This is a genomic window from Bulleidia extructa W1219, assembly GCF_000177375.1.
Lineage (GTDB): Bacteria > Bacillota_I > Bacilli_A > Erysipelotrichales > Erysipelotrichaceae > Bulleidia > Bulleidia extructa.
The window spans coordinates 13528-38334 of record NZ_ADFR01000014.1 but is presented as its reverse complement, the minus strand read 5'-3'; the positions used below and the strand labels follow the sequence as shown (position 1 = coordinate 38334).

Sequence of the window (24807 nt, the reverse complement as noted above, 5' to 3'; positions counted from 1 at the left end):
GCTTACTTACTCTCAATGAGAAGTACTATAACGTTTCTTTAAGGCATAAGCCAATAAAGCCATGGCCGATAAACCAACGAGACCAAACTCAAATACCTTGCTTGAATCGTTTGTCTTAGCGGAAGAACCACCTTTCTTAGAATTAGCCACCGTACTCTTCTTGACAAAATAGTATGGTGAGAAATCATTGTGTTCAAACACAAGTTCTTTTCCATTCGCTGACTTGATGGTCTTCACTTCCTCTAAACTGTTATCCTTTTTACGATGAAGAATATACACATCTTTCGCATCAAATTTTTCAAGACTCAAACGGACTTCTCTCATCTTACCGTCTTTCGCCACCTTACCATTTTGATCCACAAAACTGATGTCGTAAGCTTCATATTCTTCAGGTTTACGATTTTCCAATTTCGAATCAATCTTCTTAATTTGAGCTTTATACACAGGTTCACTTGGTTTTGGTTCTTCTTTTTGGTGAACCTTAATCGTGGTCTTGGTACTCTTAGTGGTATAAGTGAGTGTATTCTTAATCACTTTCACAACTTGAGTCGTCTTGCCATCACTGATATCGTACTCTTGACCGTCTTTAAATTGCTTGGAAGTCACTTTAATTTCTATCGGTTTCTTTAAATTTTGTACCGGATTTCCATAAACATCTGAAATTACAATCTCATCACCCTTACGGCTAATACGAGTTTGTAAACGAGCATCCGCCGTACCGGCCGGAACCTTGATTTGAACCGTTATTCCATTACGTCTATTATAAGTAGTATTTACCGTATCGTGTTTGTTTAAGTAGTCGATATATTCAGCTTTCATCTTATCGTGCATCTTTTGAAGAAGCTCATATCCTTTTTTAGCATCTTCTGCATTCGTATCAGTCGCTGTCTTGGCATCCTTAGGATCCAATTTTGTTTTCTTTACTAATATATCCTCTAGTTTTTCAATATCGTCTTTAACCAGCTTGGAGAAATGATCTAAATCGGTTTCTGCCATATGCATCATATCGGTTGCCAACCAATAAACCGATTTTTGATGAAATTCGTTCTTTTCAGCACTGGCTTCCTCAATTCCTTTTGTTTGATTTTGGTAATAAGGAATATATGGAGAAAAACGAGGGCTACCTAGCGCCAACCACATCACCGAATGAAGCTTATCGTTCTTGTTATGGTCTATTTGGAAAATATGACTTTCCATGGTATTTCGGTTACCAATCGGATAGGTGTTACCTTTTTGATCATCCGCCTTTTTCCCAATATTTTCCAAACGATTTCTGGTAAACGCGAAAACATCCTTCAAAGAAATAGAGTTCTTATCAGCATCTTGTAAGAAATTATAAACTTTATCATTTTCTTTTACCGTTGATTTTGGATTTAATGCCTTAATACCGGAATAAACACGAGAACGATTTCCAGCATCGTACTGACTAGATCCATAAGATTTAGCGGCATCAATGATATTCTTTTCCTTATTTCCAACAAACGTACCGGCCTTTTGAGCTACATCAAACAATCCCTTGGAATAAATATAGTTGCCTGTCTTATCCGTGATATAATTCGCTGTTTCCGTTCCCTTTTCAAGTTTCACTTCATTAATCCAGAATGTATTAGGGAATACCGAATATTTATTACGTGGATATTTCATAGCTAAGAATTGATGTCCCGTATAAACTTCTACATACCAAAGTTCTTTCTTATCCGCAATAACAAACGCATTACCTTCTCCCGAACCCTTTGTCGCAAAGATATCCGCAATACGGCGTACCCCATCAACAGCACTATCCGATTCACTTAAAATAACAGTCGTAATCAAAGCCTCTGTAATACCGTTATCTACGTAAGGGTCCACACCTTGAGCTTTTGAATTAGCTTTGGCAGATACTGTCATATCCGCAATAACACCCTTTTCGTTATAACCCGCTTCGTCAAATTCACCATATTCAGGGGTCGTATCACTGACAGATGTATACTGATATGAATCATGTGAGAATGTATGCTTATAACCAGCTTCACAATCTGTTCCACAATCAACTTTAGTGCTTCCGGCCTTATACTTTCCGGCTTTATGCACCTTATAGGCTTTATTATGATTCACCTCTAAGTCTTCTGTGCGGCCAAAAATGGTCGTACCGTCTTTTGTCAAATCTCCCCCGACAATGACACCTGTACAAGCATGTATTGGTAAAATAGAAGGGAGGGCTAATAAGCCAGCTATCACAAAAGATCCTAATTTAAGAAATTTCTTTTTCATCTTTTCCTCCTATTATCAATATATCGAAATTCACTGATTCCCTCTATCCAAAAAGGGAAAATATATTGTATAATCCTAACTAAAAAAGGAAGAAATTCTTCCTATTTCAAACGAATGAACCATCTAGCATAACGACGCCGTAGCCCTCGCCATAAATGATCATATTTTTTCCAGAAACCATACTTCTTCTCATTAAAGACACAATCAAACTCACCGATAAATTCCAAAAAATCACCACCAAAACTCTTTTTAAAGTTTTGTTGGCCATACAATGGATCTTTAGGATCATTCGTACCAACCACCCCTTCAAAATCGTAGCTCTTGGCTCCTTGATCATACACATCTTTCATGGCTCGCATATGAAGTGCAAAGGCCGACCTGAAATTCATTAACGTCTTATTGGTATACATATTCACATTCCAGACTTTTGTCCCTTGTCGCAGAATAAATTTAGCTCCCAAATAGGCCTCTTCATCTTGATCATATCCGCCTTGTTCGATTTCTTGAATTTCTTTTTCCAAAGCTTCTATATGTTTGGTTTCAACCTCTAATTTATGGGCATCTTTGATTTCCAACAAGTGATTCTTAGCTTGTTCCAGCTGAGTTTGTAGCGATAATTTGGCTTGATGGTAATTGGTTTTCACAACATAGAAATGAGCATAAGGTTCATAAATATCCCAAAATTTCGCAAAGTATTCTTCCGACTTTGGAATAAAACCAAGTTTTTTAGCCAACTCTTTTTCTGCCCTAACCAGAATCCATAAATCTTCTTTTGATCCTTGGCGTACTTTTACAAAACGTTCTTCGTTCTTCGTTGAATAATTTGCTTGGCGTTTAATGGATTTCAAACAACCGTTCCAATCCAGATCCAAATTCTTCACATAAGTGAATCTTGACATCCAGTTTCCGCTATAGCCATAGTTATAGCCAAGATGCCTAAATCCCTGTTCCTTTAAAAATTCCGTAAACCATTCGTGATTAAAACCGCCCTCTTTGATCTTACCGTCTTTTTCATGTTCTAAACGAGTGATATTTGGATCCATCCTTAAAAAACAGGATCCTTTTTTTTGAGCAAAATTCTTTAAATGGTGGATCAAAAAGTGCATCAGTTTACGATTCTCAAAATCCCCATTAAACCCGTATTGACAATAAGAATATTGCAGATTAATTAAGCGATATTTTTTATGCACCATGACAGCCGTCGCCATCAAGTGACCTTGTTCATCTTCCACTCCTAATAAATCCCCTGATTGATATCCGTTCAACTTAGCCAATTGAATAAACGGGCTTGTTTTTGAATAGTGATTCAATGGGTCGTTTACTGCAAATGTGTCAAATCGCTCCGCCTTTACCCCTTCAATAAACCTCATTTATTTTTTCCTCTTCTCTTAGCCACTAAAGCTCTTAATTTTGGATATAAGCGATCAAAACCAATATATAGAACTGGATTCAAAACCATATTAAATTCTCCTAACAGCTCTTCCACTTCCATATTCCATTTAGATTTAAACATGGTTAATCCATCCTCTAAAGTACCTTCAATTCCACCAAAAGAACAGTATGGAATTTTCAACTCTGCACAACGTTGAATGGCTTCATAATACAATCTAAAAGAAGAATAGAAATGTAAATAGTCCGGATGATTCCCCATATAAAACAATTCCATCACTCCATTGTTATAGGCTCCTAATAAGCCACAAGTCACCACTTCATCTTTTCCTTCTTTTTGATAAAGCGATTCACAAATGACCAGTTCTTTTCGATCTTTCGTTAATGTTTGATTGACTTTTTCCAATTGTCTTCGAGGTAAGTTTTCTTGCTCTAATTTAGTTTCCATCTCTGAAATTTCTTGCTTTAAATGAGCAATTTGTTTCGGAAAGTTCAAGACCGCAATCATAGAAATAGATCGATCCTTATACACTTCCAACATATGTTTAAAGTAATCTTCACTGCGCAAGGCAATTTTTTTCCTAAGTTCAGTATAGTGCATACTTTTCGCTAATTCATCAATATATTGGGAACCTTCTAAAACCCGAATGCCTTTCTCTTTCGTAAAACGAACGTACCGTCTTGTTTGGTTGGGTAACTTTGAAAAGAAATCTTCTTCAACGTGCTTACAAGCATTAAAGCGAGGTTGTGTGCTTTCTTCCATAAGGACGGTATACCCCTTATGTTGAATGCCCAGTTTCTTTAATAAAGCTATATAGTCTTCCAATTGTCTTTCCGGTTTCTGTTTTCTTTGTTCATAAGGATACGATCTGGAAATTAAATAGGGATCAAAGCGAATGGCAATCGCCTTTTTCGATTTGGCGAATTTCTTCAACTCTTGAAAATAAAAGGTGACTTGGGCTTCATTCTGAACGTCTAGAATCGGACCTCTAGGCAAATAAAACAATTGATAAGGACCAAATAAACGGCGCATCAAAACCAAGCCCGTACCAACCAATCGTTGATCGTCATAAATGCCGGTCAAAAAAGAAACCCAGTTATTTTTAATCGCCGCCCAGCTGCTTTCTTGGAATAAATTATTCTGAGCAGATTGATGCACAAAAGCATCAAATTCTTTTGGGCTGATATCACTACGAAATTGATAAGACATGAAACTCTCCTTTGATCATTCCTTCCTATTATAGTCCCCCTAGCTCTATATGTCATATAGAAAAAAAGCTCCTACTTAGGAGCTTATAGTAGTGAGTACGGGATTCGAACCCGCACATCCCGCCTTGAGAGGGCGGTGTGTTAAACCATTTCACCAACTCACCAGAAAAAAGAAGGAATTCCCTCTTTTATTATAACGCTTTTTTGGCAGCGTCTACCAACTTCACGAAACCGGCTTCATCATGAATCGCAATTTCCGACAACATTTTTCTGTTAATCGAAATATGAGCAACTTTTAGCCCATGCATGAATTTGGAATAAGACAAGCCAAATGGACGAACTGCCGCATTAATACGGGCAATCCATAATTTACGCATTTCACGTTTGGTCTGTTTGCGGTGGTTATAGGAATAACGCAAAGAACGCATCACTTGTTCATGAGCTGTCCGATAAATCGCATGTTTACTTCCAAAATAACCTTTAGCTAACTTTAAGACTTTCTTTCTTCTATTTCTTGTAGGTGTTGATCCTTTTACTCTCATCGTTTAGCCCCCCTATTAACCTTGCAACAATTGCGATACACGCTTGACATCCGATGCAGAAGCGGTAGTATCCTTTGCCAGATGTTTCTTTTGTTTGTGAGTCTTATTAGCCGCAAAATGACTAACGTAATTGTGTTGAACAGAAATCTTACCAGAACCAGTCAGTTTCGAACGCTTAGCGAAAGTCTTTTTGGTCTTCATTTTGATTTTCTTTGGTTTTCTTGCTTTAGCTTTCATATTCTTTCTCCTTTACTTGCCCTTTTTAGGCGAATACACCACGGATAATGTATTACCTTCTAATTTAGCAGGCTTTGACACATCCGCAATGTCAGAAATTTGCTGCGTGAATCTCTCAATAACTTCACGGCCAATTTCTTGGCGAGTAATCATTCGACCACGGAAACGCATATCAATGCGAACCTTCAATCCGTCTTCCAACCATTCACGAGACTTCTTTAATTTTGTTTCAAAGTCATGTTGATCAATGACCGGCGATAAGCGTAATGGCTTCACCTCGGTCACCGATTGATTTCGTTTGGCCTCACGCTTTTTCTTCAAATCCTCAAAATGGTAACGACCATAGTCAAGAATGCGAGCAACAGGCGGATTAGCATTTGCAGATACCAGTAATAAATCTAAATCTTGATCGTATGCTGCCTGAAGGGCATCTCGTCTTGACAAGACTCCTAACTGTTCTCCTTCTAATCCAATGACCAAAAGTTCTTTATCTTTGATATCTTCATTAACGATATCATTCGCTTCTGGTCTTCTGTTTTTGTTATTTTTGATCTTTCCCAAGCAAACCTCCTATTCGATAATTAAAAAGCAGGTATCGAAGAAGTACCTGCTCTCATTTCAATAATCAAGTTATCTCATGACGGCATACTTACCCAAGCCCTAAGGACATCAGGTGAGAAGCGGTGCTCCTTCTTTCCGTTTCAATTACCCATTTATTTAACTAAATTTAAGATCATTTGTCAACTTAATTTTCAATATAATTCACCAAAATCGTATGCATTGAACCTCTATTTGGTATCATCCATTTTTCCCATAGGATATACCATGAATTTACTTGTTAAATAATTAAGCACAACCACCACCAATTCGACTAACAATTTCATGATTTTATCATCCAAATGCAATATCGTTACAAAGATATACATCAGTCCCATGCTTAATAATAAAGTGAAAATACGTGATGTGATAAAGGAAAAACTTTCTCGAAGCCAATGCGGATTTTGACTTTTAAAAACAATGATTTTATTGGCAAAATACGCAAAAACAACCGCTACCATCCAAGAAATGATGTTGGCTATTTGAAGTTCTACAGCACGTTGTATATCCAAGAAAAGAGAAGTGCATAAATAATAAGTTCCTAGCGTGATTACCTCTGTTAATAAACCGATTAGTATGTACGCCATAATTTCCGTATGTATTTTTTTTATCATCATTATTGAAGTCATTATAGTAGAGAAAAAACAACCTGAAAAGTGGTACTGGCATTGAATGCCAACATAATGGCACAGCAAGCTATAAACATAGGTTTTTCCGGAAACACCTTACGGAAACAAAACAGACCATTTTGAACCAAAATCATCAAAGCCCATGAAAAGTAAATCGCAAACAAAGGGCTTTCTGTGATACTCCAACCCGCTATGACAATCAAAATCACAGAAAATAACATCCACCCTGCACTGATACGCACTTCTAACTTATTTCTGGATCGAATCCATCCTAAAATGACTAAGATGATTATGATGAAAGCCAAATAATTAAGAGCCGTCGTCAATCCCGTCCACCAAATCCGTTTTGCTTGAATATCAGGAGAAATAGATATAAAGGAACTGCCAATCATATTCAAGTAGGAATATATTTTTTCTTTTAAAGATATGATTCCCAAATAACCACGCATCGAATTGATTTCTGAATAACCATGTAATAAGGAATGTACTTTTCCAAAAGCCACAAAAAAGCTAAGAGAAAAAAGAATGGTTTTACCAAGTTCCACTATTCTAGCCAAAAATTTCTTTCTGTTATCCAACAAGCAGCCGATAGCAATGACACAAGATGTCAATATGGAGCCCGTTGCTAAGGCAACGGCTATCTTGGCTTTATGATCTTGTGTTTGATAGAAATAAACCGCCAAAACCAACAAAAAAACCAATAAAGAAAATTTTTCAAAAAAGAAAACATGAATCACAAAAGGACCGGAAACCATATAAAGATACTTAATCCACCGATTATTCGTGATTTTACTCAACATGAAAGCCGTCATAATCATCCACTGTACTTGAATGACTTGAATCATAATCGCTAAATTGGTTACATTCAATGCCTGAAATAACTTCAAAATGCAAGAACAAAATGAATAAATAGGAAAATATAAGATTGAAATCAACGGATGTCGAATATCGTAATAAGTTAACTTGGGATACATCTTGTTAAATACCCAACCACCATCCATAGAATAAACAACATCATACTGTTGGAATAATTGATTTTTCCAACTATAAAATAAAACGATCAGAACAAGCGTGATTATGGATGCCCATACATAACATTTTCTATTTTCCTCGTCGATTAATTCGAAAAAAAGAGATTTTAAAAAATCAATGAGTACATAGATTCCAACAAGCATCGCCAAAGAACCCATCATCAGATAAATATGTGGAATGGAATAAGTGCTCCAAGCTTTTTTTAATGTAGCTAAAGTCATTCCTATTGATAGTAATAAAGGTGTTATTTCTATTTTTCTTTCCCCTATTCCTTTTGAGCCATACATCCAAAAAATAAAAGAAACGATAGCACTTCCTACCAAGGTCTTCATTCCGCTACTTCGTAAGCTCAGCAAACTAAGGCATAGAAAAATTCCTGAGAAACTTAACAAAAATCGAAAACTCAATTGAAAAATATTTTTTCTGGATTGAACAAAATCCAATTTACGTTGTGTATCCATGCGATTCCCCTTCCATTTGTTTCATAGTTCTATCAACATCATATGCGTTTGCGTTTGACACATTTGATGGCATTCCAAAACGTGTTTTCTAATTGTTGACGTATGAAATCTATTCCAACCCCCACGATAAAAATACTCAAAGTTGCGAATAGGATATGAGCCAACAAGAATGGCGACTCTTGGTGAGTTGCGTTTTTAAAGACCACCCTCCACAGCCAAGATACAAGGATACCGTCATGGAGCATATAAATTCCTAACGTTGTCGAAGCCAGTCGATTAATCAACCGATGATTCTTAATATCCGTTTTCTCAAACCATAGGAAAGTGGTGATACTCAGTATCAAAATCAAGATCGTATTTGGTGGCCAAAAATAAGCCGGTTCTAGTAGGCCAATACGAGCAAAGAACGCCCTCTTCCATATAATGGTAATGATGGATAAAAGCAACAAACCAAAAGAAATCAAAATGCCCAGTGTACATAACTTTTTTGTTGGAAACAGTTCTGAACCATATTTTTTATAATACGCCCCCAGACAATACATTTCTACATACCATAAAAAGCGATTGTAATATAAGAAGCCTTCCGTTCCATTGTAAAAAATTCCAAATATGGTCGGAATCACACACCATAAACCCAGTGTTATCACCAGAAATCTTTTCCAGGTTTTCTGATCCATCCCTTGTAAAAACAGATTAATAAAAGGCATCAGGATATAAATCAATACATAGGCTGTGACATACCAATATCGATTGGTGATCACCGGAAAGAAAAATAAAAACCAGTTTTTCTTTCCCACGATGGAAAAAAATCCAAGCCGATACGCTAGATAAGCCGTCAAAATGGTATAAAATTGTACCTGTAATAATAGGTTCATCAACTTTTTCATCCGGAATGTTTTTTCACACATAAAGAAGCCCGTCAGTAACATGAACATATTGACTCCCCATTCGCCGAACATCCAAAAAGTCTTAACGATAACGTGATTCAGAGAAAGACCTGTAAAGTGATATCCTCCCTTAAAACAATAATGAAAACCGACAATCCATAAGATGGCCAGTATTCTTAAAATTTCCATATTTGATTTACGTATTTCCTGTTGCATAGTCATACCAAATAAATAGCTCCGATAACAAGGGCTGAATACAGAATTCCTAAAAGCCATAGTATTTTATCCTGTAATATGACTTCCACCGGATCACCATCTGAATCTCTTTCAATATTCAAACTGTATTTCATCCCTAACACCATGACCATCGGTACCGTCCAAATCATAACTTCTTTTTGCGTTCCAATCACCCAGAGAGCATAAAACGCATTGGTAAGGCCAAGACACATATACATATTTTTATCTAAAAATGCGTAATTATAATACTTTAAAACTTTTCGGGTGTTTATTTGATTTCCACTTTTTCCAAGCTCATTGCGCCTTTTACCAAGCCCCATATAAAAGGAAGCCGTGATAACCGTCAAATACAACCAATTTGAAATATGAATATTTGTAACGATACCTCCATATATCAATCGAAGCAAAAAACCCGAAGCCAGAACAACAATATCTAATAGCGGAACATTTTTTAATCCTTTGCTATAAAAAATATTCATTACTAGATAAATCCCAAGAAAGATAAACGATACATAATTTGTTGTAGCTAGAAAATTCAATGTAATAGCTCCTATCATCGCAACTACACTCAACACTTTCCCTTGTTTCTCTGAAACCTTTCCACTAGCGATCGGTCTAAATTTCTTCTTAGGATGAAGCCTGTCTTTTTCAACATCTTGAATATCATTTAAAATATAAACAGCGGATGCTAAAAAAGAAAACGCTAAGAATCCCAAAGCAGAACTCAACAGTTTTCCGTACTGAAAAAGCTCCCCGCTGAAAACCAGTGGGAGTAAAATCAAAATATTCTTAACACAATGTTTAAGGCGCATCAACTTTATATAATTGCGTACTCGTTCCATCCAAACTTCCCTTTATTTATCTTACTGATTTACCGTACAGATCCAACTGAATCTAACAAGAGGCTAATTTTCAAAATTAACCACCGTGATCATAATTTCCTTTGGTTTTAGTCCTGTCATAAATTGAAGATTTTCATATACCTTATTTTGAACCAATTCGCAAGTCGCATTCACATTGGCTCCAAATTTCAAATTCATCTCAATATAAACCGATAATTCCCCTTTTTCCACTTTGGCAGTGGTTGTTTTTTTCAAGCGTGTACTAGGAATGACAATCGCATTTTCAACTTCTTGAATGGATAATTCCACAATAGATGTAATCACCGACTTATTCACCGCAATTCGACCTAATTCATTATTTTTTTCCACTACAATATATTCAGCCATATCCATTACCTCTTTTTACTTGTTCTCATTCTACCATTTTTTAAATCTGCTGTGCAATTTCTTCTTTCAATTCTATATCAAACCAAGCCAAATCTCTTTTTTCTTGAATCATGATTTCCAATTTGTTTTGAAAAATACGACTGATCTTCAATAGATTTTCCTCATAGAAACAACGTATATCATCTATCTCACACATAGCTCTTCCTAAGGTTCTTCTCATCTCTTGATTCATACGATTTGAATCTTGTCCATAGGCTTTATCTAATTTTTCTTTTAACCATTGATCTTGTACAATTAATCGTTCAATCATACGAATACTTCGCACAAAACAAGTGATGTTTTCCTCTTTTTGAACCGCAAAAATCATCCGAAAAAACACATGCCAATGAAAGTTAACATTCGCTTTTCGATATAAATACGGCACCATCTCCATTAAAAAGCCATCCTCTAAATTAGTTGCCTCTTCCAATAAAAATGACTTTTTAAAGTCAATTTCTCCCTGCTTTAATTCATCCAACCTTTCCAAATAATCCAACATTAAAAATTCTTTTTGTTCACGTTGAATAAACTCCTGAATAAAGATCATTTGAGCAATGGTACTGGAAGGCTTCTGGAAATCCGTACTGAAACCAAGCCCCTTCTCCATATTTTTCTTTACCAGCTCATTTAAAGATTTTGCTAAAAATACCTTGAAATGAATTTCATCCAGACCAAGAGAAGCGGATTCCCCTTGAAAAATCTCGGAATAAATTAATTCTAGTTGATGATCCATCACTTCTAAATTATCCCGAATGGCTGCTAACATATTTCGATTAAACTGATCATACATAATATAATCTGAATTTTTATAAATGACTTCATGTTCAATATCTGCCCAAAATTGATGAACCATCGCTTTAATTTGAACTTCGAAGCGAACCATCTCATCTTGAATTCGGTAATAACCATCAATCCGATAAATAGGATACCCATTTTTTTGGGATTGTGGTTGAGGAGCATGCAAATTCAAATACAGATTCTCGCAATCTTTGGATTGATAAAGACCGTTATCACAAGGCAAAAACAAGTGAAACAAATTCTCAAAGATGGAAATTTCATGACGGATAAACTGAACTTGAATGGTTAACCCGATCAAATCTGATAATTGTGATAAAGTTTCTTGTGCATTAGAAAACTTGGAGAAAAATTCTTGTCGAATTAATTTCTCTTTTAAACTTTTCTCTGATTTCAAACGAGAAGGATAAGACACTATGCCATCTCCTAAATCGGTCTTTTCAAAAAAACTTTCTAACTGATCTTTCACCTCTACATAAAGAGCTCTTCTTTGTTTATACAAAGACAAAACATCATCCACATATTGAAATAAAGCTAAGTTCATTTTTCCTCCTAGCGAGTTCTTAATACTTTCGGATACAGATTTTTCAATTGTTGACCATCACTACGACAACCGCCCACCACCAAACCATCAAAAGATAAACCATAATACCCTTTTGGTTTCGAAATAGATAAGGTTTCACCATGAATATATTGTCGATATTGATTTTCATTTATCTCTATCATACATGTTTCTTTTAAAGAAGAAGACATAAAGAAGTGATGATCCAATATAAGCCGCCCAGTTCGAATTTCTCCTACGTACACCATTTGACGAATGATTTTAAGGGATTGGTTATCTAGAAAAGGGTTATTTCCGGCAAATAATTTTCCGCGAAATTCGTGAAAATAACGATATGGTTTTTTTAATAAAGCATTGACTTCCTTTTGAAAAAAAGATTCTTTTTTAGTGGAAATGGTTTTCCATGTGTGTCTTGTTTCTTCTCCCTTTTTATGCAATAACGCCATAAACTGTCCTGTCCCACCATCCATGGGAAAAATTCTCCTGGTCTTTTCAAATGGTAAAAAACCGGGACGACCAAATGGAACAGTTATAGGGACTAATTCCATATCTGCGTGTTTTTTTAAAAAAGCCTCTATTAAATCTTCATTTTCTTCCCTTGCAAAAGTACAGGTACTATACAACAAATCTCCTCCTTTTCTTAAACAGGTATAGGCATTTTCTAAAATAGAAGCTTGTCTTTTTGCACAAACAGCGATATGATCCAAAGACCATTCTTGAACACTGTCTTCTTGTTTCAAAAATAATCCCTCCCCAGAGCAAGGGGCATCTACGACTATTTTATCAAATCCAGATGGAAATTCTTTGGCTAATAAACTGGTATCACAATTCAAAACCAAGGCATTTTGAAGACCGTGGCGAATTATATTTTCCAATAAAATCATCGCTCTTTTAGATACGTATTCATTGCTGACTAACAGCCCTTCTTGTTGTAAATATTCTCCTATTTGCGTGGTTTTAGAACCCGGAGCGGCACACATATCCAACACATAATCACCCGGTTGGATTTTTAATAAAGAAATCACGGATGAAGCAGAAGCTTCCTGCATATAAAATCCACCATTACGATAGCTGGCAAAGTGAATTGGTTGAATTCCTTCTTTAAAATAAGCCCCATTCGGACAAAATGGGCTTCTTTTTAGAATCCAATCTTGAACCTCCAAAGGAAAATCCTTCTTTTTTAAAGAATTGAAACGACCATGGCGATGATATGGCTTTTTATAAACCTTTAAAAAATCATCATATTCCTTTCCCAACATAACTTCCATCCGCTTCAAAAAATCTTTTGGTAATTCTATTTCCATCTTTTAATTACCTCAGTTTGATCTTTCTTTAACTGTTGAATCAATTCTTCTTTGGAAGAAAAATGTATTTCATCACGTAAGAAACCAAGCCAATAGATACGCACTGTTTGATCATACAAATCGCCTTTATAGTCTAAGATATGCACTTCTAACGATAACCTTTTTTGATATTGAACACTTGGATTATGTCCTAAATTGATCATACAAAGTTTTTTAATCCCGTCCAATAAAACATATCCCCCATAAACGCCAACTTTTGGTAATATCAATTCTTCAGAATAATCAATATTGGCGGTCGGAAAGTGTAGGGAATGCCCATTATGCAAACCATGAATCACCCTTCCCTCACTGCTGTATTCCCTTCCTAAAAGATGATTAACTTCTTCCATACGACCTTTTTGGATCGCTTTTCCGATTCGAGTCGAACTGATTTTTCCCTGTTGATCTTCTACTTTGTCAATTCGAAAAACAGGATAGTCACATTGTTTTTGTAAAAAATGATAATCCCCTTGACCATATTGTCCAAAATGGAAATCAAAGCCACAAACTAATCCCTTTAAATGAAGTTGACCTAGAATTTGATCAATGAAAGCTTGTGGTTTTAAGGCCGCCATCTCTTTAGTGAAATCCAATAAAACAAATTTTTCAATACCTAATTTTTCCGCCAAACTAAAACGATCACTCATGGTCATAATATGCTTAAAATTCGAAATTCCTTTAATCACCACCCTAGGATCCGGTTCAAAAGAAATCATGGTTGGAACTGCCTTCATCTGTTTGGCTACTTCTAACGTTTTTTGCACCAAAGCTTGATGTCCCCTATGAAGACCATCAAAATAACCGATACAAGCCACTAAATTTTCTTCTATCTTTGTCCCATTTGTCATGTGTAAAAAATGTTTTTCCATTAAAATAAGCCTCTTAAGCAACGATATAAACCTGAATTCTCTTTTTGATAGGCCGCTAGTATGTCTTGTTGATGATACAATAAGACAATTTCTTCATTTCGATCTAACGCTATTTTTTTACCTTGCAAAATAGGCGCAGGATTTTTTACTTCAACTAAGGGATAAGCAGGATTCACACAATCAAACAATCTAATTCCCTTTGTTGTCTTATCGAAATCGGCTAAAGGAACACTCTGATTTAAAGACAAGTGTTCAATTCCCACTCTCTTCAAAGAAGTCATCAACGCTAATTCACCTAATTTTTTCGCAAAATCCACGATCAAAGTGCGTATGTAAGTCCCCGAAGAAACCACCGCTTCCATCTCATATATATCATCATGAAGATGACGAACTGAAAGATCACTGATTTCTACTTCCACCGTTTTTCTTTCCATTTCCTTTCCTTCTCGAGCGTATTCATACAATTTTTTCCCTTTTATTTTTTTAGCGGAATACATAGGAGGAATTTGAAGATAGCGTCCTTTCATGGAAGAACAGATTTCATTTAATTCTAAAGCGGTATGTTTACGGGCTTTTCTTTCTTGAATAATCTGTCCAAACACATCTTCCGTATCGCTAGCTTTACCTAATTCAAATTGAGCGATGTAGTGTTTATGATCTTTCACACAATACGGAATACACTTTGTGAATTTGCCGGTCAAAACAATTAAAAGGCCACCAGCTTCAGGATCTAAAGTGCCGGTATGGCCAATTTTTTTCATTTGTAACACCTTGCGCATTTTCGCAATCACATCAAAAGATGTCATACCTTGCGGTTTATTGATTAAGTAGATTGCATCCATGGGGATATTATACCATTTATTCAAAGAGCTGAAAGGCTTCTACATATGGAAGACGGTTCCCCTTGCAAAGTCTCTCTATCGCTACATCAGCATCAATCCATTCTCCTTGCACTAAATCATAAAATAATTCATACTCAGGGAAGGCTTCTGCTAAAGATTGATGACTGGGCAGTTCATACCAATGTTCTGAGAAATTCGTTTTTAAAATCATTCTTCTTAAAATATCAGAATCTTTTGAATCTTTCCCTGATACAAACATAGAGCTTCTCCTTTTCTTAAAGAATGAATCCGTTTCATTTGGTGAAAGTATTGACTCATTCGATCTAACGTCAATGGACCTTTATACAAGATAAAATACTTTTCTTCTGACAAACCGATCTTTTCATGAATGGACCGTGCTTGGAAAGTATCTTTTCCGAGTCGTTTTTTAAGATAATATAAATCCTTTGGATCATCGTATATGAATAAAATAGGTCTTTTTACTTCCTCTAAAGGTATCGAGATATAGCGAGCTGTTTCATAATCATCCAAAATACCGAGAAGAGAATTTCTTAATAAATCGGAACTTGGCGCTTTTAACCAAATCGAACGCAAATGGTTTTCTTCTTTTTTTTCAATAATCTTTTCTAACAGATATTCTCGCAATCGTATTTGACCTTTCTTATAGGTCGGTATAGGTTGTAACTGATGGTCTAATTCCACCTTATTCTCTTTTGGAGAAATGTAATCTTCCAAGTAAGGACAATGTCCCTGAATGTATGTCTCATCATAATGAGCAATAAAATCTCCCGCTGACTTTAATTCTTTTCTTCGATCTTGGTGAAGTGTATCCAAACAATCCTGCCGATCCGTCACTTTCATACAAATTCTCAAACGAATGTTAGCCCAAATTTGTTCGGAAATCACACCACTGGCTTTTTGGGTGATTAAAATAAAATGAATTCCTAAACTTCGACCAATTCTGGCTAATGTCACAAATGGATTTAGTTTATCTGGAAACCGTTGTTTAAATTGAGCAAATTCATCAAAAACCAACACTATTTCAGGTAACCGTTCCCATCCCTTTTTTTGGTATTTTTGATATTGTGCCAAACTCGTGATTGGTTCTTGAAAACAAGTACTTGCTTTTTGAAAAAGTGCTTCTCGATATCGACATTCCTGTTCCAAGCCACATAAAGCACGATCTACTTCATCGACTTGTAAATCACTAATGCTGGCATTAATATGCGGAATGGTCTTTCCCTTAAAACGAAGAGATTGTTTTAAACTGTCACCTTTAAAATCAAATAATAAAATTTGAAGTTGTTCGGGAGAATTTTGTTTGGCCATACTTAAAAGCCAATACAGCACCAATTCACTTTTCCCGCTTCCGGTTGTTCCTGTAATGATAGCGTGAGGTCCCATTTTGTTTTCACTTAGATCTAATGATAAATTCCCCTCTTCCATCACACAAACCAAGCCTTTTTGATGGGGATTACTTTTCGTTTTTTGAATTTGATATGGATCTGCCCGATAATCTTTTTGTTCTATGTCTAAAGGCTGATAAATTCTTTTTTCCATTTGATCTTCTACGATCATTTTCGATTGACAATACAACAGCCTTTTTTCAAAAGGATACTGAAGGGCTTGATGACTCCATACGAAACAAGTTCCTTTGTGTTTATCGGTTAAAGGAATTAATGAAAAAAGAATGCCTCCTTCCTCCATTTCAAATGTTTGACCAGCTTCATAAAGATGTCTTTTCCCATGATGATAGAAAATCGGAAGTTGTAACACTTCAGGATAATTGGAAAACCAAGTTTTCGAAGCCAATAAATAAGCCGGTACATCACCGGCCTGATAAAGAGCATCCCATCTTCTAATCCATTGAATAAAATCCTCTTCACTACTCGAAAATAATAATTGTTGATTCGTAAAATTTTCAATCTTTAGCTTTTTGATCGTCTTTGGTATGAGATATGGAATGGTTTCTTGGTAAAATCCCAACCCCATCCAAATACCGGACGGATGCCTTAAGCAACTATCTAAAGAAAAAAATGATTGTTTGATGGTTTCTTGATACGATTGAAATATTGTTAGAAAAGAATGCCAATTTTTCTCTGCTTTTTTCCGATATTCTTCTTTTTGCACTTCTTGAATTTTCTTTTCTTGTTTATTTTCCGCAAAACGATTTAAAGGTTGCCAAAGAAGGATGCTGATTAACATCATCATCGGCATTAAAAACACAAAGAGAAGCTCTTCATAAGGCTTTCCTTGTTCATATAAGCGGATTGATTGAACCATCGCATTCATCAAAGTCGCAAAAGCCATGGTTAAACCTGGCCCCATTTGAAGAAAAAGAGAACGCTTTGGATGAATGGAAGATATGGCAGGATCGGAAATCTTTGGAACGATCGGTTCTTCTATTTTAGGAAAATAGAGTTCTTTTCTATGATGTTTTTCAATCTTCACCTTCTTTTCCAAAAGATTTGTATTCACCAGCCAGCCAAAGTCATGCCATTCTAAATGGTATTGGTAGTAATCCAAACCATCTCCTTTAGCCCATTGTCGACCCAAAGGTTCTATTTCTCCATTGGCTTTTAATTTTAGGATTGGAACTTCTTTCGGAAGGTCTTTTTCCAGCCATAAGTCGCACGGAAAAATATAGCTATAGCTTGGATGATCTTCAATCCAAAGACCATACTGTTCATGATGATAGCGAAAATACAGCCACTGATGACTTTCCAAACGTTTCTTACCTAAATAAAATCCCTCATGAAATTCCACCTTTAATTTATCCGCAAAACACTCATTCAACGCAATTTGCCTTACCTGCTTTTGATGATAAAGCAATAATCTCATGAAACAACCATGATGGAAATATAAAGGATATGTGCCTGATCTTTGGTTTGGATACGAATGGAGCTGGCTCCTTCTTGTAAACCTTTAAAGCGTAGAAAGTCATTTTCAATAATATCCGGATGCACCACTTTTACTTCAATATCAGATAAGGAATAGCCAGCCGGTAGCTCTTCTAATGTAATATCAATGGACTGTCCTTTTTTAACCATATAACTGAGCTTTTGAATTCCAAAGCCATCTCGGTGATGAAGATTTTCCTGATCATAAGGTGGATTCAGGCGACAGGATTCTAAATGATGAGCTTGTGATTGAAAAATGGTGGCTTGTTTCTCAGTTAATAATGAAAAATTTGCTTTGATACCCAGTTTATTTAAAAGACTATTTTCCTGATTGAAAAAAACTTCTAAAATCCAATTGGCAGAGTGATCTTGACAATACCGTATTCCTTCTTTTTGTCGAATTTGTTGATCAAAGGGTCCAAAAACTTCTTGAGCTTTCTGGTGAGAATCATAAAAAACCACTTTATCTTTTAAGCGACCTTGTATTCCCGCTTTTAAACCGATATTTCCTAAATCATACTTAGCCAGTCTCAATCCCAAATGTACATTAGCCAATACAGAAGCGGACGCATTGGATTGAAGAGAATTTTGTTGACTGGAATTACGAATCCAACGGACATGGGAATTGCGAATTTGAAACCCCAATAAATTCATTTGTTGGAGGGAAAAATGAAGATACCCCTGAATGTCCAATTCAACCATCAATGCCAAATGGACATACAAACCGGGGATTTGAGGAAGTGGAACTTGGATGGAACACAAAGGAATCTTAGCTTGCACAAATTGATTTTCAGGAATGAGATACGAACGGATTTCATCTAAACTGATTTTTGAATGAGCTTGATAGCTGACTTTTTTTCCTTTTTCAATCCCTACTTTTTGATTAGATTGAAAGCGAAAACGGACATACGCATCCGGTATTTTTAAGCCCCTAGAATGCCAATCGTATTTAACCGATAAGCCACTTACCTCCATTTGAACAAAAGCCTTAGCTTCCTTCGGAAGTTGCTTTTCCAAACGAGCATATACTCCTGAAGAATCCAATTTCAATTCTCCTTGATACCCTAAAATCTGAATGGGTTTTCGATAAGAAGAAGTCGTTAGTGCAGTTGGTTGAACCCCATTAGAAATGGGTTGAATCTTGGCTTGTGACCAATCAATCTTCGTTTCCCCTGAAAAATCTATTTTTTTGGTTAATTCTAATGGATTAATTTTCTCTAAAAAAGCCTTGTTTTTCTTTTGTTTCCAGATGCGATAATACTGATCCCGACATTTCACAATAGAGCCTACTTTTAGGTGAGAATTTTTAGCTAAATGAAGCGACTGTTCATTTTCATTCCAATCAGATGGCTTTATTTCCTGCACATCCATCTGTTCTTTCCATTCCACTTTTCCTTTGTTTAAATCCACTTTTCTATCGTCTAAATAACGGACCACCTTCTTTAAAATAGCCATCGCTTTATCTTTTTCAACCACCTCTTCCGGATGAAAAAGATGATGTTGATCCACCTCTAATATTCCTAAAGAAATGGCTTTTTCGATATGCTTAGGAAACTGTGATTTATTTTTATCTTTCACCTTTGAACCAGATACTTCTTTTTGAGGTGACCATAGATTCACCAACGTATACGCTAACCATTCTTTATTTAACGGCTTTTCTAAATCCAAACGGATGCCTTCTTCCACTATTTTCCAATCCACCGCCGTTTGAACCACTTGAAACTGAGGATGATCTTTCTGAATATGAAGAAAATAAGGAGAAGCTGTTTTCGTCAATTCAATATGAGATTCTTGCTCCATCGCTTGAAGCCAAGAACCAAGAGTGATGGTTTCCTTTACCTCTTTCTGACAAGCCAATAAAGTCAATCCCAGAAACAAACTTAAAATAATTTTGCTAGACTTGCATACCATTCGCATTTCCTTTTAGACTTGCATCCAAACTTTCATAAGAACTGGTTGTAATCTCTAGAAATTGAATATAAGACTGAATCGTATCCTGCATTTCCAAAAAACGTTTTGAGAATTGCAAAAAACGATTTTGAAACTCGGTTGAAGCTTCCGATTCAAAACTCTGTTGCACCAATAACATCTTTTGCTTGATAGCTTCTAAAGTATCCATCATTTGTTGAGACTGTTGTTTCAATTGATGGCTAGATTCTCGAACATTCACAATTGATATTTGTATGGCCATAAAAACCTCCTATCCTTTCAAAGACTGTGCTTGGGATACCAGATCCTCTTGTACTTGACGATAACTTTGAGTACTTTGCTTAAGAAATTGAATGTAATCATTTAGAATCAATCCGACCTGTTGAATGTCCTTGTGATACTCCAATAAACGATTGGTGAAGGTTTCATTATCCTTACCATGCCAAATATCCTTTAGATTCAATACCGTATTCAATACTTGTTTGCTTTGGTTCTGATATTGTTCTAAATCCTGTTGAAGCCTATTGGCTTGCAGTTCTAATTCTTCCGGTTCAACTTTAATCATAAAAAACTCCTTTCATTTTTTTATTCCCAAAAGAATGAAAACTCCATCAAAAAAAGGAAAACTATTGTTCTCCTTCATGAATTTTTCTAATGATGTCATCAATATGACGACCTCTTTCTTCCGCTTGATCCATTTGAAAAATAAGCTCTGGCGTGCGGCGAATATCCAAACGTTGACTTAATTCCCGACGAATGAATCCTTTTGCTCGATTTAAAGCCTTTAAGCCAGCCTGTGCTCTTTCTTTTTTTCCTAAGAAAACCACATACACATGGGCATAACTATGATCGTTAGAAACCGCCACATCCGTAATGGTCACAAAGCCGACATCCGGATCTTTTAAATTAAATTGAATAATATCCGAGATATTCTTACGGATAATGCCTTCCAATCGTTTCTGTTTGATGGTGTTTGCCATGGCTAAGCATCCACCTCAACTTCTTGATCCTGATAAGCTTCAATCGTATCACCCACTTTGATATCATTGTAGTTTTCAATCGTAATACCACAATCAAAACCGGTCGATACTTCCTTAGCATCGTCTTTGAATCTCTTTAAAGAACCCAATTGACCGGTATAGACCACAATACCATCTCGAATCAAACGTACCTTGCACCCGGATACCAATTTACCATCCGTCACCATACAGCCACCAATCGTGCCAACTTTTGAAGCTTTATAGGTTTCACGAACTTCTGCTTGCCCAATGACCACTTCCTCATAAACCGGTTCCAGCATCCCCTTCATAGCTAAAGTCATCTCTTCCGTTGCTTTATAGATAATGTCATACAAGCGAATCGAAACACCGGATTCTTCCGCTTTCTTACGAACATTTGCATCCGGACGAACAGCAAAACCAATGATCATAGCATGAGAGGCACTCGCCAGCATCACATCAGACTCAGTCACTGATCCGGCTGTTGCACGAATGACATTCACCTTAACTCCTTCAACTTCTAATTTTTCTAAAGAAGACTTTACCGCTTCCGCTGATCCTTGCACATCCGCCTTGACAATCACCGGAATTTCTTTGATTTCACCCGACTCAATTTGTTCGGAAAGCTCTTCCAAGCTCATCGCCGATGTCTTACGACGATCACTTTCTTGTTTACGACGCATCCGACGTTCCGCCATAGCACGAGCTTCCTTCTCGTTTTCATAGCTACGGAAAATATCACCTGCTTCAGGAACGGCATTTAAACCGATGATTTCCACCGGTCTAGATGGACCGGCCTTCTTTAAGACATGACCATCTTCGTCCACCATTCGACGCACTTTACCAAAAGCCGTTCCCACAACAATCGGATCTCCTTGGTGTAATGTTCCGTTTTGAACCAATAAAGTGGCAACCGATCCACGTCCCTTATCTAATTTAGCTTCCACGACCGTCCCGGTTGCAATGCGATTCGGATTGGCTTTTAATTCTAAAACATCCGCAACTGTCAAAATCGTCTCTAATAATGTTTCAATCCCCTCTCCATTACGGGCAGAAGTATTCACAAAGATGGTATCACCACCCCATTCTTCCGGCATGATGCCCAACTCAGACAATTCGTTTTTAACCCGATCCGGATTAGCATCCGGCTTATCCATCTTATTGACCGCAATGATCATTGGTACATTAGCCGCCTTGGCATGGTCGATCGCTTCTCTTGTTTGAGGCATCACTCCATCATCTGCCGCCACCACAATGATTGCTACATCGGTAATACCGGCTCCACGAGCTCGCATCGCTGTAAAAGCCTCATGACCTGGTGTATCCAAGAAAGTCAACGGACGTTCATTAACTTTGACTTGATACGCCCCAATAGCTTGAGTGATACCACCCGCTTCACCAGCCGCCACTTTCGTACGGCGAATCGCATCCAATAAAGTTGTTTTACCATGGTCAACATGCCCCATGATCGTAATCACCGGTGGACGAGATTTCAAACTGTCTGCGTCATCCTCTTCTTCATCTTCTAAACTAAATTCATCTTTTTCTTTCACCTTAGTGGCATCGATATCATAACCGATACAAACCAATTGGACCATTTCATCATCCAAGGCAGAGTTGATCGTGACCATCTTGCCTTCTAAAAATAATGCTTTGATGATATCAGAAGCTTGTTTGCCAATCTTATCAGCTAATTCACCAACCGTCATACCGTCTGAATAAGTGATTTCGTGAATTTCCTTCTTGACAATCGGTTTTTCTGCTCGATAATTCTTATTTTTCTTATTGGCATGATGATTCTTTTTTGTATTGTTTTTCTTATTGACTGGCATAAACCCTCTCTTTCTATTTCACTATTTGATTATTGAACGGCTCTTAAGATCTCCTCATAGACACTTTCCTCTATTTTCATTTTAAAAGCTCTTTCCAGTGCTTTATTCTTTTGAGCCAATTTCACAACCGAAGTTTCTTTTTTTAAATAAGCCCCATGGCCATTGGCTCTACCGCTTAGATCCACATGGATTTCTCCCGTTGGCGTTTTTACCACCCTTAATAGCTCTTGTTTTGGAAATTGTTCCCCGGTAACCACACATTTGCGTAAGGGAATTTTTTTCATCATGACTAGTTGTCATCCTCCTCGTTATAGTAATCTTCATATTCATCGTAATCGAAGTCATATTCTTTTTCTTCTTCCGCTTGTTGTTGAGCTTCAATTTCAGCCAACTCTTCTTCTGTATAAATCGGAAGATTATTTTGGGAAGCCAACTTCTTTTTGATCTGTTCTTCCAGTTCTTTATTATTGACCTTGATTTCTTCTTCCTCGTTCTTCTTTTTCTTCCACTTCTTCTTGACTTCCTGCTTCGGAGTTTTATTGTCTACCAATTTTTCAAATACCGATACATAAGTTGCCTTATTCGCTAATTCTTCCAAGTTGGCATGCTTGCTGGATTTCTTTTCTTCCTTCTTTGTCTCAATTGGCTTTTCTTCCACCATGATTTCTTCTTCAACCTTTTCTTCTTCCCTTACTTCAGAACTTGTTTCTTCAATATGATCCACTTCTTCCACTAAGCCATCATCCACGACTTCTTGCATTTCTTCCGGGAAGAACTCTTGTTCCAACTCTTCAGAATTTTCAGCTCTTAATTTCTCTAAAGTTTCAAGACGCTTGCTTTCCGCTAATTTAGCAGCTTCCAAAGCCGCCTTACGAGCCCTTTCTTGAGCTTCTATTTGAAGTTTTTCTTTGCGTTCTTTTGCTTTTTCCATCAAGGCTTCATAATCCACACCGGCTTCTTCTAATTCCGCTCGTGTCTTGATATCAATTTTTCGATTGGTTAACTTCACAGCTAAGCGAGCATTTTTACCACGTTTACCGATGGCTAAACTCAATTGATCTTCTGCCACAATCACCATCAAAGAACCATCTTCATTAGGAATGACCGTCTCAATTTCTGCCGGTGATAACGCATTTTGAACCAATGAAGTAATATCTTCACTCCATTCAAAAATATCTACTTTTTCGCCTTTCAATTCCTTAATGATTTCTTGTACCCGAGAACCGCGAGGACCGATGCAAGCTCCAATCGGATCCACTTCCGGATGGTGACTCAAGACAGCCATCTTCGTTCTTTCACCAGCTTCACGAGCAATAGCTTTGATTTCAACAACCCCTTGGAAAATTTCGGGAACTTCCGCTTCAAATAAACGACGTACCAACATTGCAGTGCCACGTGACACTAAGACTTGTGCTCCTTTACCTTCTTTGTTGACTTCGGTAATCACCACTTTGATTCGTTGATTTTCCCTTAGTCTTTCATTAGGAATCTGTTCTCCACTTAACATCAGTGCTGTCGTTTTTCCTAAATTGACTAAAGTAAATTTATCTTTAATGCTTTCAATCGTACCGAAGACCATTTCATTCAATTGACCAATGTATTCGTTATACACCGCTTCTTTTTCAGCCTCCCGAATTTTTTGTCGCATAACATTTTTCGCCAACATAGCGGCGGCACGAGTCATGGATTCAATTTCAACCGGACGACGAACGGTATCTCCCACTTGAGCATTCTTATCCAATTGACGAGCCTGTTCTAAAGACATTTCCAACTCATCATCTTCCACCTCGGTGACAACAACATAATTTTGAAACAAATCAATTGATTTCTTCTTTTCATTGATTTCCGCCACCACATCAATATCTGGCAATTCCTCATTTTTCTTATATGCCTTTGCCATCGCTTCTTTTAAGGCTTCTAAGATCACACTTTGAGGAATGCTTCTTTCTTCCTCGACATCGGTTAAAGCAGCGAGCCATTTTTTGTAATCTAATTTCAT

The 24807-nt window shown here is 36.7% G+C and carries 24 protein-coding genes and 1 tRNA gene; all 25 read right to left on the bottom strand.

The window, feature by feature from the left end; genetic code table 11:
- Positions 1 to 12: 12 nt before the first annotated feature.
- Positions 13 to 2250: a C69 family dipeptidase gene (locus HMPREF9013_RS05620; RefSeq protein ID WP_006627415.1), complete on the bottom strand. Its 2238-nt coding sequence runs from the start codon at positions 2248 to 2250 to the stop codon at positions 13 to 15.
- 101 nt (positions 2251 to 2351) lie between these two features.
- A complete protein-coding gene (locus tag HMPREF9013_RS05615; protein ID WP_006627414.1) occupies positions 2352 to 3620 on the bottom strand; it encodes a lipid II:glycine glycyltransferase FemX in 1269 nt (422 codons plus the stop codon).
- Positions 3617 to 4849 (bottom strand): peptidoglycan bridge formation glycyltransferase FemA/FemB family protein, encoded by a 1233-nt coding sequence (locus HMPREF9013_RS05610; protein WP_006627413.1) that lies wholly within the window; start codon positions 4847 to 4849, stop codon positions 3617 to 3619. Before HMPREF9013_RS05610 ends, HMPREF9013_RS05615 begins: the two co-directional genes overlap by 4 nt.
- Positions 4850 to 4938: 89 nt before the next feature.
- Positions 4939 to 5012, bottom strand: a tRNA-Glu gene (locus HMPREF9013_RS05605).
- Between the two features lie 27 nt (positions 5013 to 5039).
- The gene (gene rplT / locus HMPREF9013_RS05600; protein ID WP_006627412.1) at positions 5040 to 5390 is read right to left on the bottom strand and encodes a 50S ribosomal protein L20; all 351 of its coding nucleotides are present in this window, start codon (positions 5388 to 5390) and stop codon (positions 5040 to 5042) included.
- A 15-nt stretch (positions 5391 to 5405) separates the two neighbouring features.
- The gene (gene rpmI, locus HMPREF9013_RS05595) at positions 5406 to 5627 is read right to left on the bottom strand and encodes a 50S ribosomal protein L35 (RefSeq protein ID WP_006627411.1); all 222 of its coding nucleotides are present in this window, start codon (positions 5625 to 5627) and stop codon (positions 5406 to 5408) included.
- A gap of 12 nt (positions 5628 to 5639) precedes the next feature.
- Positions 5640 to 6188 carry a translation initiation factor IF-3 gene (gene infC / locus HMPREF9013_RS05590; RefSeq protein WP_006627410.1) on the bottom strand — a complete coding sequence of 183 codons (549 nt, stop codon included), beginning with the start codon at positions 6186 to 6188 and terminating at the stop codon, positions 5640 to 5642.
- Positions 6189 to 6415: 227 nt separating this feature from the next.
- Positions 6416 to 6838 (bottom strand): GtrA family protein, encoded by a 423-nt coding sequence (locus tag HMPREF9013_RS05585; RefSeq protein ID WP_198002138.1) that lies wholly within the window; start codon positions 6836 to 6838, stop codon positions 6416 to 6418.
- Between the two features lie 14 nt (positions 6839 to 6852).
- Positions 6853 to 8346 (bottom strand): hypothetical protein, encoded by a 1494-nt coding sequence (locus HMPREF9013_RS05580; RefSeq protein ID WP_040333668.1) that lies wholly within the window; start codon positions 8344 to 8346, stop codon positions 6853 to 6855.
- A gap of 38 nt (positions 8347 to 8384) precedes the next feature.
- A complete protein-coding gene (locus HMPREF9013_RS05575; RefSeq protein ID WP_006627407.1) occupies positions 8385 to 9455 on the bottom strand; it encodes an acyltransferase in 1071 nt (356 codons plus the stop codon).
- A complete protein-coding gene (locus tag HMPREF9013_RS05570; protein WP_006627406.1) occupies positions 9452 to 10312 on the bottom strand; it encodes a decaprenyl-phosphate phosphoribosyltransferase in 861 nt (286 codons plus the stop codon). The genes HMPREF9013_RS05575 and HMPREF9013_RS05570 overlap by 4 nt, the downstream gene beginning before the upstream one ends.
- Positions 10313 to 10375: 63 nt before the next feature.
- On the bottom strand, positions 10376 to 10699 hold the full coding sequence (locus HMPREF9013_RS05565; RefSeq protein WP_006627405.1) for an Asp23/Gls24 family envelope stress response protein: 324 nt from the start codon (positions 10697 to 10699) through the stop codon (positions 10376 to 10378).
- A 40-nt stretch (positions 10700 to 10739) separates the two neighbouring features.
- Positions 10740 to 12077, bottom strand: a complete 1338-nt coding sequence (locus HMPREF9013_RS05560; RefSeq protein WP_006627404.1) for a nucleotidyltransferase family protein — start codon at positions 12075 to 12077, stop codon at positions 10740 to 10742.
- 8 nt (positions 12078 to 12085) lie between these two features.
- Positions 12086 to 13399, bottom strand: a complete 1314-nt coding sequence (locus tag HMPREF9013_RS05555) for a methyltransferase RsmF C-terminal domain-like protein (RefSeq protein WP_006627403.1) — start codon at positions 13397 to 13399, stop codon at positions 12086 to 12088.
- Positions 13390 to 14307: a riboflavin biosynthesis protein RibF gene (ribF, locus tag HMPREF9013_RS05550; RefSeq protein ID WP_006627402.1), complete on the bottom strand. Its 918-nt coding sequence runs from the start codon at positions 14305 to 14307 to the stop codon at positions 13390 to 13392. Before ribF ends, HMPREF9013_RS05555 begins: the two co-directional genes overlap by 10 nt.
- A complete protein-coding gene (gene truB / locus HMPREF9013_RS05545) occupies positions 14307 to 15149 on the bottom strand; it encodes a tRNA pseudouridine(55) synthase TruB (RefSeq protein ID WP_006627401.1) in 843 nt (280 codons plus the stop codon). The genes ribF and truB overlap by 1 nt, the downstream gene beginning before the upstream one ends.
- A 16-nt stretch (positions 15150 to 15165) precedes the next feature.
- On the bottom strand, positions 15166 to 15408 hold the full coding sequence (locus HMPREF9013_RS05540) for a hypothetical protein (RefSeq protein ID WP_006627400.1): 243 nt from the start codon (positions 15406 to 15408) through the stop codon (positions 15166 to 15168).
- A complete protein-coding gene (locus tag HMPREF9013_RS05535; protein ID WP_040333664.1) occupies positions 15366 to 17990 on the bottom strand; it encodes an FtsK/SpoIIIE domain-containing protein in 2625 nt (874 codons plus the stop codon). The genes HMPREF9013_RS05540 and HMPREF9013_RS05535 overlap by 43 nt, the downstream gene beginning before the upstream one ends.
- Positions 17987 to 19960: a hypothetical protein gene (locus HMPREF9013_RS05530; RefSeq protein ID WP_006627398.1), complete on the bottom strand. Its 1974-nt coding sequence runs from the start codon at positions 19958 to 19960 to the stop codon at positions 17987 to 17989. The genes HMPREF9013_RS05535 and HMPREF9013_RS05530 overlap by 4 nt, the downstream gene beginning before the upstream one ends.
- On the bottom strand, positions 19944 to 20240 hold the full coding sequence (locus tag HMPREF9013_RS05525; protein WP_006627397.1) for a WXG100 family type VII secretion target: 297 nt from the start codon (positions 20238 to 20240) through the stop codon (positions 19944 to 19946). The genes HMPREF9013_RS05530 and HMPREF9013_RS05525 overlap by 17 nt, the downstream gene beginning before the upstream one ends.
- 9 nt (positions 20241 to 20249) lie before the next feature.
- The gene (locus HMPREF9013_RS05520; protein WP_006627396.1) at positions 20250 to 20543 is read right to left on the bottom strand and encodes a WXG100 family type VII secretion target; all 294 of its coding nucleotides are present in this window, start codon (positions 20541 to 20543) and stop codon (positions 20250 to 20252) included.
- Positions 20544 to 20604: 61 nt separating this feature from the next.
- Entirely contained in the window at positions 20605 to 20958 is a 354-nt protein-coding gene (gene rbfA / locus HMPREF9013_RS05515; protein WP_006627395.1) for a 30S ribosome-binding factor RbfA, read from the bottom strand.
- Between the two features lie 2 nt (positions 20959 to 20960).
- A complete protein-coding gene (infB, locus tag HMPREF9013_RS05510) occupies positions 20961 to 22808 on the bottom strand; it encodes a translation initiation factor IF-2 (RefSeq protein ID WP_006627394.1) in 1848 nt (615 codons plus the stop codon).
- Between the two features lie 29 nt (positions 22809 to 22837).
- Complete coding sequence (gene rnpM, locus HMPREF9013_RS05505) at positions 22838 to 23095, bottom strand: RNase P modulator RnpM (RefSeq protein ID WP_006627393.1); 258 nt, start codon at positions 23093 to 23095, stop codon at positions 22838 to 22840.
- 2 nt (positions 23096 to 23097) lie between these two features.
- Complete coding sequence (gene nusA / locus HMPREF9013_RS05500; protein ID WP_006627392.1) at positions 23098 to 24807, bottom strand: transcription termination factor NusA; 1710 nt, start codon at positions 24805 to 24807, stop codon at positions 23098 to 23100.